The 14,660-nt window shown below is 70.8% G+C and carries 13 protein-coding genes; 6 read left to right on the top strand and 7 right to left on the bottom strand.

What is annotated here, in order from left to right; all coding sequences use genetic code 11:
* Positions 1-76: 76 nt before the first annotated feature.
* Positions 77-1,183 (top strand): EamA family transporter, encoded by a 1,107-nt coding sequence (locus ACKUU6_RS21350; protein WP_407990163.1) that lies wholly within the window; start codon positions 77-79, stop codon positions 1,181-1,183.
* 23 nt (positions 1,184-1,206) lie between these two features.
* On the opposite strand, the gene lepB is transcribed toward ACKUU6_RS21350, so the two are convergent.
* Both lepB and ACKUU6_RS21340 read right to left on the bottom strand, forming a co-directional pair.
* The gene (gene lepB / locus ACKUU6_RS21345; RefSeq protein WP_407990162.1) at positions 1,207-1,968 is read right to left on the bottom strand and encodes a signal peptidase I; all 762 of its coding nucleotides are present in this window, start codon (positions 1,966-1,968) and stop codon (positions 1,207-1,209) included.
* A gap of 313 nt (positions 1,969-2,281) precedes the next feature.
* The gene (locus tag ACKUU6_RS21340) at positions 2,282-2,668 is read right to left on the bottom strand and encodes a chorismate mutase (RefSeq protein ID WP_407990161.1); all 387 of its coding nucleotides are present in this window, start codon (positions 2,666-2,668) and stop codon (positions 2,282-2,284) included.
* A gap of 215 nt (positions 2,669-2,883) precedes the next feature.
* Here ACKUU6_RS21340 and ACKUU6_RS21335 point away from each other — a divergent pair, with 215 nt between their 5' ends.
* Together ACKUU6_RS21335 and ACKUU6_RS21330 are read left to right on the top strand one after the other, a co-directional pair.
* Positions 2,884-3,309 (top strand): OsmC family protein, encoded by a 426-nt coding sequence (locus ACKUU6_RS21335; protein WP_407990160.1) that lies wholly within the window; start codon positions 2,884-2,886, stop codon positions 3,307-3,309.
* Between the two features lie 454 nt (positions 3,310-3,763).
* Positions 3,764-5,860, top strand: a complete 2,097-nt coding sequence (locus ACKUU6_RS21330) for a putative bifunctional diguanylate cyclase/phosphodiesterase (RefSeq protein ID WP_407990159.1) — start codon at positions 3,764-3,766, stop codon at positions 5,858-5,860.
* Between the two features lie 97 nt (positions 5,861-5,957).
* Here ACKUU6_RS21330 and ACKUU6_RS21325 read toward each other — a convergent pair whose 3' ends face one another.
* Positions 5,958-7,055, bottom strand: a complete 1,098-nt coding sequence (locus tag ACKUU6_RS21325) for an LLM class flavin-dependent oxidoreductase (RefSeq protein WP_407990158.1) — start codon at positions 7,053-7,055, stop codon at positions 5,958-5,960.
* Between the two features lie 582 nt (positions 7,056-7,637).
* Between ACKUU6_RS21325 and ACKUU6_RS21320 the strand changes: the two genes are divergently transcribed.
* From ACKUU6_RS21320 to ACKUU6_RS21310, 3 genes are all read left to right on the top strand, one after another.
* The gene (locus ACKUU6_RS21320) at positions 7,638-8,237 is read left to right on the top strand and encodes a DedA family protein (RefSeq protein WP_407990157.1); all 600 of its coding nucleotides are present in this window, start codon (positions 7,638-7,640) and stop codon (positions 8,235-8,237) included.
* 301 nt (positions 8,238-8,538) lie between these two features.
* Positions 8,539-9,810 carry a hypothetical protein gene (locus ACKUU6_RS21315; RefSeq protein ID WP_407990156.1) on the top strand — a complete coding sequence of 424 codons (1,272 nt, stop codon included), beginning with the start codon at positions 8,539-8,541 and terminating at the stop codon, positions 9,808-9,810.
* A gap of 136 nt (positions 9,811-9,946) precedes the next feature.
* Positions 9,947-10,714: a VC0807 family protein gene (locus ACKUU6_RS21310; protein ID WP_407990155.1), complete on the top strand. Its 768-nt coding sequence runs from the start codon at positions 9,947-9,949 to the stop codon at positions 10,712-10,714.
* 176 nt (positions 10,715-10,890) lie between these two features.
* On the opposite strand, the gene ACKUU6_RS21305 is transcribed toward ACKUU6_RS21310, so the two are convergent.
* The 4 genes from ACKUU6_RS21305 to ACKUU6_RS21290 form a co-directional block, all read right to left on the bottom strand.
* Positions 10,891-11,781, bottom strand: a complete 891-nt coding sequence (locus tag ACKUU6_RS21305; protein ID WP_407990154.1) for an alpha/beta hydrolase — start codon at positions 11,779-11,781, stop codon at positions 10,891-10,893.
* The gene (locus tag ACKUU6_RS21300) at positions 11,778-12,911 is read right to left on the bottom strand and encodes a branched-chain amino acid ABC transporter permease (RefSeq protein ID WP_407990153.1); all 1,134 of its coding nucleotides are present in this window, start codon (positions 12,909-12,911) and stop codon (positions 11,778-11,780) included. Before ACKUU6_RS21300 ends, ACKUU6_RS21305 begins: the two co-directional genes overlap by 4 nt.
* A gap of 62 nt (positions 12,912-12,973) precedes the next feature.
* The gene (locus ACKUU6_RS21295) at positions 12,974-13,840 is read right to left on the bottom strand and encodes a branched-chain amino acid ABC transporter permease (protein ID WP_407990152.1); all 867 of its coding nucleotides are present in this window, start codon (positions 13,838-13,840) and stop codon (positions 12,974-12,976) included.
* Positions 13,840-14,622 (bottom strand): ABC transporter ATP-binding protein, encoded by a 783-nt coding sequence (locus tag ACKUU6_RS21290; RefSeq protein WP_407992190.1) that lies wholly within the window; start codon positions 14,620-14,622, stop codon positions 13,840-13,842. The genes ACKUU6_RS21295 and ACKUU6_RS21290 overlap by 1 nt, the downstream gene beginning before the upstream one ends.
* Between the last annotated feature and the right edge of the window lie 38 nt (positions 14,623-14,660).

The raw sequence follows: 14,660 nt of genomic DNA, 5'->3' as shown, positions 1-14,660 counted from the left end.
GCCTACACCGGATGGCAGGACCGTCAGACGTGGACACCCCTTACCGGAGAGTGGTTCGGGCTGGCACAATGCGTCGGTGCACAGCTCTCCGCCCCTCCCCCAGGTGTCCTGGCTCTCCCCCCGGACGCTCGGCCTCACGCTGGCCCTGGTCTCGGCGCTCGCCTTCGGCGGCTCCGGCACCGCGGCCAAACCGCTGATCGAGGCCGGGCTCTCGCCGCTGCACGTGGTCTGGCTCCGGGTCACCGGCGCGGCGGTGGTGCTGCTCCCGCTCGCGTACAAACACCGGGACGCGGTGCGACGCCGGCCGCGGCTGATGGTCGGCTTCGGGCTGCTCGCGGTGGCGGGCGTCCAGGCCTGCTACTTCGCCTCGATCTCCCGGATCCCGGTCGGGGTGGCGCTGCTGATCGAGTACCTCGGGCCGCTGCTGCTGCTCGGCTACCTCAAGTTCGTCCAGCGCAAGCCGGTCTCCCGGGCCGCCACCATCGGCGCCGGGGTCGCGGTGACCGGCCTGGCCTGCGTGGTCGAGGTCTGGCACGGCCTGGCCTTCGACGCGCTCGGCGTGCTGTTCGGGCTCGGTGCCGCCTGCTGCCAGGTGGGCTACTTCCTGCTCGCTGACGCCGGGCGGCAGGGCGACAGGCCGGTGGACCCGATGGCGATCAGCGCGTACGGCCTGCTGATCGGAGCCCTCGCGCTGACCGTGTTCACCCGGCCGTGGACGGCGGACTGGAGCGTCCTCGGCGGCGACGTGGTGATGAACGGGCGGGTACTGCCCGCCACCCTGGCGGCCGGCTGGATGGTGCTGATCGCCACGGTGCTGGCCTACCTGACCGGCGTGGTCTCGGTGCAGTTCCTCTCACCGGCGGTGGCCGCCGTGGTGGCCAACCTGGAGGCCGTGGTCGCCACCGTCGCCGCCTGGTTCCTGCTCGGCGAACGGCTCGGCGGCTGGCAGCTGGTCGGCGGCGCGCTCGTGCTGATCGGCGCCTTCACCGCTCAGACCAGCCGGCCCGCCGAGCCCGGCCCGGAGCCGGCGGACGCCGCCGACCTTGCGGCGCCGGTGGGTCTCGCACAGCTGGCGGAGTCGGTGGCCCTCGCGGAGCCGGTGGCCCTTCCTGAGCCGGTGGCTCTCCGAGAGCCGACGGACCCGCCTGCCGAGCGGAGCGCGGCGGGCGGGCACCGGGGCTGACCGGGGTGACCCGCCGGGGGGGATTACTTGCCGACCCAGCCGAACCAGTCCGCGTGGGCCAGCGGCCAGACGATCGCCGAGGTCGGGCCGACCACGTCGGAGACCGGGACGGCACCGGCACCCGGGCCGCCCTGGTGGTAGCGGGAGTCGGCGGAGTCGCTGCGGTGGTCGCCCTCGACCCAGAGGTACCCCTGCGGGACGGTGACCGGGCCGAAGTCCAGCCCCGAGCAGGAGTCGTCGCCCGGGTGCAGGTACGGCTCGGAGACCGGCGCACCGTTCACCGTGAGCGTCCTGCCGGTGCACTGAACGGTGGCACCACCGGTCGCGATCACCCGCTTGACCAGGTAGTTGTCGTCCTTCGGCGGCAGCAGGCCGACAAAGCTGAGTGTGCTGCCGACCGCGTCGGAGAACGCGTTGCCGCCGGCCGGCTGCTTCGGCAGCCACCCGCCCGGGTCCTTGAAGACCACCGGCTCGCCGGGGCTGGGCTCCCAGCCGAGCAGTGGCGCCATCTTGTTGACGGCCACCCGGTCGCCGATCCGCAGGGTGTTCTCCATCGAACCGGACGGGATGCTGAACACCTGGAACAGGCAGGTCTTGATGGCCAGCGCGATCACCAGGCCGAGCACGATCATCGCGGGGAACTCGGCCCACCAGGGCAGCCGTCGGCGGCGTCCGGTGGCCTTTCCGGTGGCCCTGCCGCTGGTCCCGCCGAGGTGGTGCGGTGCGTGGTGCTCGGTGGCAGGGGTCGACGTGTCGACCGCCGGGCCGGACTGTGGAAGCGTCACGGATCAGGCCGCCTGCGGGCCGGAACCCGGCTGCGGGGCGCGCCTGGCGCCGTACTGCTTCTCGGGGTGGGGCTTTCGGGGCTGGGACTTCCTGGCCATCGCGCTGTCCTGCCTTTCCGGGTATCCGGGGAGAACAGCACGCTAACGCCGCACTGGAACTGTCGCGAAATCAGACATTTGGCCACGCCCGACGGAGCGGGCTTCCGGGCGGGTCCCGCGTGGCTCCATGGCGGGTGCCACATGGCTCCCTCGCGGATCTCGCCTGGCTCCCGAGCGGGTGCCGGATGGGGCCGCCGGGCGTACCCCGGACGCCTCAGGACTGGGCGATCGCCTCGTGGTGCCTGATCACCTCGGCGATGATGAAGTTCAGGAACTTCTCCGCGAAGACCGGGTCCAGGTGCGCGCCCGCGGCGAGTTCACGGAGCCGGGCGATCTGGGCCCGCTCCCTGGCCGGGTCGGCGGCCGGCAGCTTGTGTTCGGCCTTGAGCCGGCCGACCCGCTGCGTCGCCTTGAACCGTTCGGCCAGCATGTGGACGACGGCGGCGTCGATGTTGTCGATGCTCTCGCGCAGGCTGACCAGCTCGGCCCGGACCGACTCGGCGATCCCTCCGTTCCCATCGGCTGCGGCACCGGTGGCAGCCACGGAACCGGCCGTGGAACCGGCGGTGGTGGCGGCGGAATTCGTGGGCTGATCCGTCATCGGGGTGGCTCCGGAGCTCGCTGACTGGGCTCTGGCAATCTAACAGGGCGGCCACCTGGCGATCCCGGAGTGTGTCACCTTCGTCCGCCATGTGGACACTCCGGTCGGAGCGGTAACCGGCTTTCCGAACTCCGTGTGGCGCTCGCCACGTAGGCTGGGCGCGGCATGACCGGATCGACGGACCAGTAGTCCCCCAGCACAGGAGGTACCTGATCGTGGCAACCACCCGTACCGCTCGCACCGCTTGGGAAGGCAACCTGCTCGAAGGCAAGGGCGAGGTCACCTTCGCCTCCTCCGGCATCGGCCAGTTCCCGGTTTCGTGGCCCGCCCGTGCGGAGGCCGCGAACGGGAAGACCAGCCCCGAGGAGCTCATCGCGGGCGCGCACTCGGCCTGCTTCTCGATGGCGCTCTCTCACGGGCTGGCGGGCGCGGGCACTCCGCCCACCGCACTGGACACCCAGGCCGACGTCACCTTCCAGCCGGGCACCGGGATCACCGGTATCCACCTGACCGTCACCGGCCAGGTCCCCGGCCTCGACGAGGCGGCCTTCGTGAAGGCCGCCGAGGACGCCAAGGCCAACTGCCCGGTAAGCCAGGCGCTGACCGGCACCACCATCACCCTGACCGCGAAGCTCGCCTGACGCTGCTCACCGTCTCTTTCGCCCGATGGGGCTCCGGCCCCTCTGCTTCGACTCCCGCCCCCTGACTTTCCGTCGGATTGACTGCCCGTCGGGCTGACTCTCCGTCGAATTGACTCTCCGTCTGTCTACTTTCGTCGGATAAGTAATGCTGTCTGACGAGAAGTGCGGAGGGGGGCGCGTGCGCCCCTGACGTGCATCTCAGGATGTGTGCCAGGGGCGCCGTCACGTACCAGCACGGTTGCTACGAAACCTGACGAATCACCCTGGCGGCGGTCGCCGTTGCAACTGCGGGCGTCCTATGATCACCGCAGTGCCCTGCTTCCTTGCCGAACGCCCTCCACCCGGCGTTCCCGGCACCGAACGCCGACCGAAGGTCGAGGGCCTCACAGAGCGGTGAGCCGGCCACTGCGGTGCGGTCGGCGGGAGCAGCAACAGCAGCGGACGGGAGCATGCCGTGCCGGGTCGGAACGAGGGAGCCGACCGCACCTGCCCGGTCTGCTCCGGACCGCTGAGCCTGGGTGGTAGCAGCCCGGACTCGCTCGTCGACGCTCTCCAGGCCAGTGAATCCCGCTTCCGTGCGGCCTTCGCCGACGCCGGGATCGGGATGGCCCTGATCGGCCCCGACGACCGGATCATCGAGGCCAACCCCGCCTTCGCCGCGATGATCGGCCATGAGGCGCCGAACCTGGTGCGCACGCACATCCACGAGATCATCGACCCCGAGGACAGCCCCCGGCAGCTGTACCTGGAGCTGATCCGCGGCGATCGCGACCGGCTGCGGGTGGCGAAGCAGCTCAAGCACCGCGAGGGCCGCGTGGTCTGGAGCAACGTCACCATCTCGCTGATCCGGGACGGTGCCGGGCACCCGCTGTACACCCTCGCCATGGTCGAGGACGTGACGGAGCAGCGGCTGCTCGGCGACCAGCTCGCCTACCAGGCGATGCACGACCCGCTGACCAGGCTGCCGAACCGCACGCTGTTCTTCGAACGGCTCAACACCGTCTTCGAGTTCGGCACGAGCGGACCCACCGAGGCGGCCGTGCTCGCCCCGACCGGCCTCAGCACGTCCGGCCTCAGCACGGGCCTCGGCGCGACAGACGTCGACGCGACAGACCTCGACGCGACCGATCTGAGTGGGGCCGACCTCAGTGGGGCCGACCTCGACGCCGGCACCTTGGGCGACCTGGCCGGCTCCGTCGATCCCGCCGCACTGGACCGGCTCGACCGGTTGGACGGGCTGGCGAGGCTGGGCGACCCGGACGGGCTCGCCGAGCTGACCGGGTCGGCGGCCCAGGGGCGGCGGATCGGCCTCTGCTACGTGGACCTGGACGGCTTCGCGGCGATCAACGAGACCCTCGGGCACCACGTCGGCGACGAGCTCCTGGTCGCCGTGGCGGCACGGCTCGAACGCGGCTTCGCCCGCGAGGAGGGACGGCTGGTGGCCAGGCTGGGCGGGGACGAGTTCGCCGTACTGGTCTGCGACAGCGACGGGAGCGAGCAACTGACCGCGCTCGCCGCCGAGCTGATCAAGACGCTCGAGGATCCGTTCGAGGTGGCCGGCCAGCAGCTGGCGGTGACCGCGAGCGTCGGGGTGGTCGAGCGGCAGATCGTCGAGACCACGCCGACCGACCTGCTGAAGGACGCCGACGCCACGCTGTACTGGTCCAAGGCCGACGGCCGGGCCCGCTGGACGCTCTACGACCCGGACCGAGGCGCCCACCAGCTGACCAGGCAGCGACTGGCCACCGCGCTGCGACCGGCACTGGAACGCGGCGAGTTCACCGTCGAGTACCAGCCGCTGGTCGGGCTGGCCGACGGCACCGTGCACGGCGCCGAGGCGCTGGTCCGCTGGCGGCACCCCCGGTACGGGACGCTCTCCCCCGACCGTTTCATCCCGCTCGCCGAGGAGTCCGGCGCCATCGTGCCACTCGGCAAGTGGGTGTTGGAGGAGTCCTGCCGACAGGCCAAGCGCTGGCTGCTCGAGTTCCCCGACGCCGAGACCTTCGTCAGCGTCAACCTGGCAGCCCGTCAGATCTGGGACTCGGACGTGGTGGCCGATGTCGCCCAGGCGCTGAAGAGCACCGGTCTGCCCGCCCGACTGCTCCAGCTGGAGATCACCGAGAGCGCGGTGCTCGGCCCCGGCGGCCGCCCGGTCCAGGCGCTCCAGGCCCTGGCGGACATGGGCATCCGGATCGCCATCGACGACTTCGGCACCGGCTACTCCAACCTCGCATACCTCTCCCGACTGCCGGTGCACGTGCTCAAGCTCGACGGCAGCTTCATCGAGGGATTCCGCGACCCGGCTCCGGGCGGACGGCCGGACAGCCGCTTCCGGCGCACCGACGCGGACGAGCAGATCGTGGGCGCGATGGTCCAGCTGGCGCATGCGCTCGGCCTGACCGTGACGGCCGAGGGCATCGAGAACGCCTCCCAGGCCGAACGCCTACGCCTCACCGGCTGCGACACCGCCCAGGGCTGGTACTTCGCCCGGCCCGGCGAGGCCGAGCGGATCGCGACCATACTGCGCGAGGGTCGCGTCCGCTCGGTGTGACCGGCTGTCAGCCCCTGCTGGCGGCGATCACGGGCGACACTCCGACCGTTCTCCTGCCGCCGTCAGGGCGTATGCGCGGTCAGACCCGTCCGCAAGGTCAGGCCGTACCAGCCGTCAGGCCGTACGCCTCGGCGATCAGTCCGTAGGAACGCTGCCTCGCGGCGTGGCCGTGGATGTGCGAGGTCACCATGAGCTCCTGGGCGCCTGTCCGCTTCCGCAGCGCCTCCAGCCCGTCGGCCACCTCGCCCGGCGCACCGAGCACCACGTTGGCGAGCCAGCTGTCCAGGAACTCGGACTCCGCCGGGCTGTACGGGTACTGCTCCGCCTCGTCCGGGGTGGGGATCAGCCCGGGTGTGCCCCTGCGCAGCCGAAGCATGGCCAGTCCCGCCGAGCGGGCCAACCGCCTGGCCTGGCGCTCGTCGTCGGCCGCGACCGCACTCACCCCGATCAGCGCGTACGGCTCGTCCAGCACGGCGGAGGGGCGGAAGGACGAGCGGTAGAGGTCGAGCGCGGGGACGGTGTTGGCCGCGCTGAAGTGGTGCGCGAAGGCGAACGGCAGGCCGAGCCGCCCTGCCAGCTGCGCACTAAAGCCGGACGAACCGAGCAGCCAGACCGGCGGCCGGCCGTCGCCCTGGGGAACGGCGCGGAGCCTGGCGTACGGGTGCCCGTCCGGGAAGTCACCGTCCATGAAGTGCAGGAGTTCGGAGAGCTGCTGCGGGAAGTCGTCCGGGCTCTCCGCCACACCCCGGCGCAGCGCGCGGGCGGTGGCCTGGTCGGTGCCGGGCGCCCGGCCGAGGCCGAGGTCGATCCGGCCCGGGTGCAGCGACTCCAGCAGCCCGAACTGCTCCGCGATCGCCAGCGGCGCGTGGTTCGGCAGCATCACGCCACCGGAACCGAGCCGGAGGGTGCGGGTGTACGCGCCGAGGTGGGCCAGCAGCACGGCCGGGGTGGAACTGGCGACTCCGGGCATCCCGTGATGCTCGGCGACCCAGAAGCGGTGGTAACCCCAGCGCTCGGCGTTGCGTGCCAGCTCGGTGGTGGCCTCCAGCGCCTCGCTCGGCGTGTGACCGGCGCCGATGGTCGCGAGGTCGAGGATGGAGAGCGGGGCCGGGGCGGTGCCCCGGGTCACGCCACGGATGGGGTCTGCAGCCACTGCGGGCGGAGCGCTCGCCTGCTGCTCGTCCTCGGAGGTCATTGCCGGGGGTTCTCCCTTCTGGCCGGGAGCGGGCTGTCCGTTCCTGCCGTCGGGACTCACTCAACCGAGCCGAGTCGTCTCCTGTTCCCCGGAGACCGGGTGCTCCTCCACCGCCTGTTTTTGCCGCCGATTCGCGGGCGCTCCACCGTCTCGGGCCCTCGGCAGCTGATGCATCGACAGCAGGACTGGGCTTGAACGCAGTTAGGGGGTGAGTCTGGGGTGGCGAATTTCCGCCAGCGCCAGAAGTCGCCAGCTGTAGGACTCGCGCCGCCTCACCCCATCAGGCAGGCTTTCCGATCGGCAGGGGCAGTGCACCAGCGCGCCCCATCCTCACCTGCAAGGTCGGCGGACCGGATCGGTTCCGCTGGACCCCTGTGAGCCCCTGGAGCGGCACCCCGCCTCAGGGGCTCACGCCAATTCTCAGGACCTTGCCCTCTCGGCCACTGCTCGGCGACCACTCCTGGGGCCGTATCGTGATGCGCGACACGTGGGGGTGCTTCATGGCATGAAACTTCAAGCCGCTAGCGTTTACCCCCGTAGTCAACGGGACACCTCCCGGAGACTTGTTGAGGGAGCATCGCCTTGGACGCCGCAGCGCTGGTAGGGCCGGTATGGATCTGCGTACTGGCGCTCTTTGCCGTACTCGGCGACGCCTTCCTCCCGTTCCTGCCCAGCGGCACCCTGGTGATCCTGGCCGTCCTGAACACCACCGAGGTGGACGGTGCGCCGCTGCTGCTCGGGGCCGGTGTCGCGGTGGCCTCCTTCCTGGGTGACTACGTTCTTCTGAACCTCGCCCGCCGTGGTTCACCCCGGGTACAGCGCCGACTCGACGACCGCCCTGAACTGGCTGCCAGCGTCGAACGGCTGCAGCACTACTTCACCGGCCAGACCAGTCGGACCGCCGCAGCCGTGGTGATCGTGGCCCGTTTCGTCCCGGCCGGACGGACCGTCCTCGACCTGGCAGTCGGCCACTCTTCCTCCTCCTCGCGCCGCTTCCTCAGGATGTCGGCGCTGGCCGCGCTGATCTGGGCCTCGTACATCGTGAGCCTGGGCTGGCTGAACAGCCACTGGTTCAACACCGAGTGGCTGAGCCTGGTGGTCTCCTGCGTCGCGGCAACCACGATCAGTACGGCGGTGGCGCGCGTGGTCCGCCGTCGGCGCCGCGAGCTCGCGCTCACCTGACGCCCGCCAGGCGCTCTCCCGGTACCCGCGCTCTGGTCGAGTCTGCCCGGTCGGATTCTCCCCGTCGGTCGGATGTGCCTGGTGGGTCGGATGTGCCCGTCGATGGGCGGCGTTCCGGGGAACTGTCCCAAGACTGCAACAGTGCTCCTATCGTGGAGCCGGACGCCCCTTGGCTGCGTGTTGTCCCGCAGCGAAGGGGCTTTGAAGTGCTCTCATCCCACGTGGCATGCTGGCGCTGAAATATCCATCAATATCCGATTTTTCCGCGTGGACACTCGGATGCACTACGGCTGGGGAGACCATGGGCAGCATCTCGCGCAGGACCGTGCTCAGTGCCACTGCCGCCACGGCGGCCCTCGGAGCGGTGGCCGCCTGTGGCGACAACGGCTCCGGGGGCGGCGGTTCGGGAGCCGGGACGTCCACGCCGGGGAGCCCGGCGGCCGGGTCCAGCGGGAGTTCGAGCAGCGCCTCGGTGAAGGGCAAGCCGATCGGGGACGGCTCCACGTCGGACACCGGGGCCCAGCCCAACCAGCCGAAGCCCGAGAAGCTCAAGCCCGGTGAGCGCCCGCCGCAGTTCGTGGTCTTCTCCTGGGACGGCGCCGGCGGCACCGACGACAACCAGTTCCCGAGGTTCCTCAAGCTGGCCGAGCAGTACAAGGCCACCATGACCTTCTTCCTCTCCGGCATCTACACCCTGCCGAAGGGCAAGTCGAACCTCTACCACCCACCGCAGCACTCGGTCGGCGCGTCCGACATCCCGTTCCTCTCCGACAACGCGGTGAAGAGCACCATCAAGCTGATCAGCCAGGCGTGGCTGGCCGGGCACGAGATCGGCACGCACTTCAACGGGCACTTCTGCTCCAGCCGCTCCGACGGCAACGGCGTCAACAAGTGGAGCCCCGACGACTGGCAGAGCGAGATCGACCAGGCCATCGCCTTCGTCACCCAGTGGAAGACCAACACCGGCTTCACCGATGTCGACCCGCTCCCCTTCGACTACAGGAAGGAGCTGATCGGCGGTCGAACCCCGTGCCTGGAGGGGCAGAAGGCACTGCTGCCGACAGCGGTCAAGCTGGGGTGGAAGTACGACGCCAGCTCGTCGGGCGGTCTGCAGATCTGGCCGCAGAAGGTGCAGGACGGGAAGATCTGGGACTTCCCGCTGCAGTCCATCCCCTTCCCCGGGCACGGCTTCCAGGTGCTCTCGATGGATTACAACATCCTGGCCAACCAGTCCGCGGGCAGCACGAAGGGTGACCCTGCCAAGTACGACACCTGGCGCGGCCAGGCCAAGGACGCCTACCTGGCCGGCTTCGACCGCGCCTACAACTCCAACCGCGCGCCGCTGTTCATCGGCAACCACTTCGAGCAGTGGAACGGCGGCATCTACATGGACGCCGTCGAGGAGGCGCTCAAGGTGATCGCGGACAAGCCCGAGGTCCGGCTGGTGTCGTTCCGTCAGTTGGTCGAGTGGCTGGAGGTCCAGGACCAGTCGACGCTGCGGAAGCTGCGGACCCTCGGCGTGGGCAAGGCGCCTGCGGAGGGCTGGCCCGCCTTCCTCGGCTCGGCAGGCTGACGGAAGGTCAGTTCCGCCGTGACATCTGTCATTGGGATGTCGTCACCGGCGGCACTGCCGAGCCGTACCCCTGTCGCGGGACTCTCATTGAGGCAGCAGAGAGCCGCCGGGGAATCATCGGACAGGGGACACAGCGATGGCACTCACCACCAGCACTCGGACCACCGGCGTTCGGACCATCGGCGCTCAGGCCAGCGGCGCTCAGGCCAGCGGCGGTCAGAACGACCGCAGCGCTCTGGCCGGCGCCGTCACCACCGAGCCGCGTGGCACGGGGGTGGACCCGAGGATCGCCGCGCTCGCCCCGCTGGCCGTGGACGTGGCACTGCCGCTGGCCGTGTACTTCGCGGCCCACTCGCTGTTCGGCCTGAGCCTGGTCACCGCACTCGGCCTCGGCAGTGCGGTGCCGGCCGTCCGGACGGTGGCGAGCCTGGTCCGGCGGCGTCCGGTGAACGCGCTCGCGCTGCTGATGCTGGCCGTCAACATGGTGGGGATCGCGCTGTCCGCCGTAGCGGGTGACGCCCGGCTGATGATCGCCAAGGACGGCGCCGTCTCCAGTGTGATCGGCGGTGCGATCGTGATCTCGGCGCTGCTCGGCCGACCGGTGATGAGTGCCGGGCTGCGGCCCTTCCTGGTCCAGAACAAGGCTGACCGGGAGGCGGCCTGGCTGCGGCTCTCCGCCGGGGACGCCGCCTTCCGCCGGAACGAGCGGAACTTCTCCCTCGTCTGGGGCACCGCATTGCTCATCGAGTGCGCGGCCAAGGTCGTCGGCGCGTACACCTTCCCGGTCGAGACCATGGTCTGGCTCGGCCCGGTCATGCTCGCCGCCGCCATCACCTGCGGAATCGCCGTCGGCAACCTCATCGCCGGGCGGATGGCCGAGCGCCTCGCCGCCGAGACGGTCTGAGCCGGGCCGCCGACGCGCGCCTACCCGCTGCCGAACTGGCACCTCCTGTCGAACGTCCCCACTCGGGCTCTTCCGGACACACTCTGGAAGGGCCCGAGGCGTCGCTCCGCAGACGCCCCGTCAGCTCGGGATCAGGTACGGCGTCAAGGGCTCGCTGTCGGCCCACTGACGGCAGGTCAGTCGGCGAGCAGTCGCCGCACGATCTGCTCGGCGCCGGCCTGACCGGTCAGGATCGTGTAGTGGTTGGTGTCCGGCACCGGGGTCGCCCTGACCCGCTCCAGGTCGAGCCCCGCGAGCTCGAACCTGTTCAGGTCGTACAGGCCCTGCGGCTCGTCCATCAGGCCACGCTCGGCCCAGAGCAGCTCGGCGGGTAGCGGCAGTCGGTGGACGGCCCCGGCGGCGTCCTTGTCGACCAGGACCTCGCCGCCGTCCTGCCGGATCGCCTCCGGCACGCAGGAGGACCGGAGCTCGGGCTCGGCGCCGACCAGGTCCCGTTGGATGTAGGCGTCCAGCTCAGCCGTCCACGCTCCGGCGAAGGCCGGGTGCTGCTGCCAGAACGTCCGGTAGGCGTCCCGGCTCGGGAAGGTCATCGACAGCTTCGCCAGCGCGGGGCCGAGGACGGCGGCCAGTGCGGCGTCCTCGGTCACTCCGGGCGGCAACGGGAAGCTGACCGCTCCGTCCACCAGGAGTAGCGAGGCGGCCAGTTCGGGGTGCCTGACGGTGGCGAGCGCCGCTATCCAGGCACCCATCGAGTGCCCGGTGAGCCGCACCGGACCGAGGCCGAGCGCCGCCACCAGGACGGCCATATCGTCGGCGTGCCGAGCCAGACCGTAGGGCCCGGCGACCGTCCGGCTGGCTGCCCGACCGCGCAGGTCGGGAGCGATCAGGGTGGCCCGGCCGGCGAGGTGACGGGCCACCTCGCTCCAGGCCAGGGCGTTCGCGGCGATGCCGTGCAGGGCCAGCACGGTCGGGGCGCCGGGTTCGGTGGCCGGCCACCGGAGCACCGCCAGTTCGCCGCCCGGGACGGGGACGGTCAACTCTTCGTAGCGGGCGGGTCCGGAGCTCACGTGGTGCCACCTTCCAGGGGGCGAGCCGGGCCGGGAAGTCCGACCTTGCCGGTGCCGGAGCGGCCGGCTCGGATACGGGTCGGTAGCTTGGCCAGACCGCCGGGGAGCAGATAGACCACGGCGACGAAAAGTGCGCCGAGCAGGAAGAGCGGCTGCGACAGCGGTACCCGGAGCACGGCCGGGAGGTCCGCGATGGCGGAGGAGTTTGCCAGGTCACCCAACCGGTGACCTGCCCAGGTGTAGAGGACACCGCCGAGCAGCGGGCCCCATCGCGTGCCCGAACCGCCGAGCACGACCATCACCAGCAGCGCGAGGGTCGCGTCCGAGGTGGCCGCCTGCGGGGTCGCACCGCCCGTCAGCAACAGGTAGACCACGCCGCCGGCCCCCGCCAGGCCGCCGGCGATGACGAAGGCCACCAACTTGAAGCCGTACGGGCGCAGGCCGAGCACCTCGACCCGGCGCTCGTTCTCCTTGATGCCCTCCCAGACGCGGCCGATGGGAGAGCTGACGGTCCAGTGGACGACGGCCAGGGTCAGCACCAGGTAGCCGAGGGCGATCCAGTAGAGGTTGGCGGTGTTCTCGATGCCGACCAGGCCATCGGGCAGCATCCCGGACGGCACGGCCCGCCCCTCCTCGCCACCGGTCACCCCGCCGGGGTTGCGCTGGACCAGGATCGAGCCGGCCTGGGCGAACGCGAGCGTCACCATCGAGAACCCGATGCCGGTCACCCGCAGGCTGACCGAGCCGAGCAGCAGCGCGAGGCCGATGGAGCAGCCGACGCCGAAGAGCGCGGCGGCGGCGAACGGGAGGTGGAGTTCGAGCATCGCGAGGTCGGTCGCGTAGAGACCGGTGGCGAAGTAGAGCGCGTGCCCGAAGGAGAGCAGACCGGTACGGCCGAGCAGGAGGTCGTAACCGGTGGCCAGCGCCCCGTAGACCAGGCAGAGGGCGATGAGTTGCAGGCTTCCGGGGCTGCCGAGCGGGCCGTCGAGGAGTCCGGGAAGCGGAAGCGCACTGTATGGGGCGACAAGGAACAGGATCAGCAGAGCGATCGGCCACCAGCGTAGCGCTCTGTATATCGGTGTCGAGCGTTCCGTGATTGGTTCACCCGTTCGAGGGATGGTGTGATCCACCCCCGATGCAGCAGACTTCCCGTCAGCGGCGCTTCCGGTGCTCGTGGTTGAGGTGTCAGTGCTCACGCGAGCCTCCCGGTGAGTCCGCGCGGCCGTACCAGGAGCAGCACGGCCAGCAGCACGACGACCGAGAGGTCGCCGAGCCCGGCAGCGGTGTAGTAGTTGGCGAACTGCTGGACGAGGCCCACCACGACGGAGGCCACTGCCGCTCCGGTGACGGAGCCCATGCCTCCCATCACGACCACGACGAAGGCGAAGATGAGCAGGCTGGTCCCCTGGCCGGGGTGGACCGAGCCGAAGTAGAGGCCGCTGAGCGCCCCGCCGAGAGCAGCGGCCGCGCCACCGATCGCGAAGACCAGCGTGAACGCCTTGCGGACATCGATGCCCAGGGCCGTCACCATCGCACGGTTCTCGACGCCGGCCCGGACCACCAGGCCGTACCGGGTCCGGCTCAGGAAAAGCCGCAGCGCCACCAGGACGACGGCCGCGGCCGCGAGCAACACGAAGCGATTGACCGGGACGATCGCGCCGAGCAGTTCCACCGTGCCTGAGAGCGCGGCGGGTTGGGGGAAGGGACGGGAGTCCGCACCCCAGATCCCCATCAGCAGGGCGGGTACCGCGAGACCGACACCGACCGTGGCCAGGATCTGGTCCCGGGGCCGGTTGTAGAGAGGACGGATCAGCACCAGTTCCAGCAGGACGGCCGCGACCGTCCCGACCGCCGTACCGAAGACGACCGCCGGCCAGAAGCCCATCCCGCCCTCGGTGCCCGCCCACCAGGTGGCGTACGCACCGACCGAGAGCAGCGCCCCGTGGGCGAAGTTGAGCACGTCCATCAGCCCGAAGATCAGGGAGAGCCCGGAGGCGACCAGGAAGTAGAGCGCACCCAGTCCGAGACCGGTGCAGGTGAGGAGGACGACAGTGTCCATCAGGGAGCCACCTCCTTGGTGACAGCGGCAGTCGGAGCGGCGGGAGGGGGTACGGCGACGGTCGACGCAGGCGACGGGCCAGGACGAGCAGTGGGGCCGGGCGTGGGGCGGCCGACTCCGAGCAGTCGGCGGGCGGCCTCCTCGTCGGCCAACAGCTCGGCGGTGCCACCCTGGTGGGCGGTCCGGCCGTCGGCCAGTACGGCACAGGTGCCGGCCAGTCGGCGGACCAGGGCGAGGTTCTGCTCGACCAGCAGGACGGGCACCGTCGCGGCGGCCCGCTCCAACACGTCGGCGACCTCGGCCACGATCCTCGGCGCCAGACCCTTGGTCGGCTCGTCGGCGATGATCAGGCGGTTGCCGTTGAGCAGGGTCCGCCCGATCGCCACCATCTGCTGCTGCCCGCCTGACAGCGTCCCGGCCAACTGCCGCGCGCGCTGCCGGAGTTCCGGAAAGAGCTCATGGACCAGGTGGTACGCCGGGGAGCTGTCGCGTTCGGCCAGGCGGAGATTCTCGGCTACGGTCAGGCCGGCGAAGATCCCCCGGTCCTCCGGTGCGTAGCCGATGCCCTGACGGACCACCAGGTGAGTCGGCAGCCTGACAAGTTCGGTGCCCGCGAACCGCAGGCTCCCGGTACGCGGCACCAGTCCCGTGATCGCCTTGACCGTGGTGGTCTTCCCCGCGCCGTTGCGCCCGAGCAGAGCGGTGACCCCGCTCGGCGCGACGTCCAGGTCCACCCCGTGCAGGATGTGCAACCCGTCGATCACCACCCGCAGGCCACGCACCGTCAGCAGCGGCTCTGCCTCAGCCGGACCAGTAGAGG

The sequence above is a fragment of the Kitasatospora sp. CMC57 genome (assembly GCF_045866025.2).
Lineage (GTDB): Bacteria > Actinomycetota > Actinomycetes > Streptomycetales > Streptomycetaceae > Kitasatospora.
This window is presented reverse-complemented; position numbering and strand designations above follow the sequence as displayed.

Excerpts from the sequence above, each read along its gene's own strand:
- ACKUU6_RS21340 (WP_407990161.1), bottom strand. The coding sequence starts at position 2,668 with ATGACGGATCAGCCCACGAATTCCGCCGCCACCACCGCCGGTTCCACG.
- ACKUU6_RS21325 (WP_407990158.1), bottom strand. The coding sequence starts at position 7,055 with ATGACCTCCGAGGACGAGCAGCAGGCGAGCGCTCCGCCCGCAGTGGCT.
- ACKUU6_RS21315 (WP_407990156.1), top strand. The coding sequence starts at position 8,539 with ATGGGCAGCATCTCGCGCAGGACCGTGCTCAGTGCCACTGCCGCCACG.
- ACKUU6_RS21310 (WP_407990155.1), top strand. The coding sequence starts at position 9,947 with ATGGCACTCACCACCAGCACTCGGACCACCGGCGTTCGGACCATCGGC.
- ACKUU6_RS21295 (WP_407990152.1), bottom strand. The coding sequence starts at position 13,840 with ATGGACACTGTCGTCCTCCTCACCTGCACCGGTCTCGGACTGGGTGCG.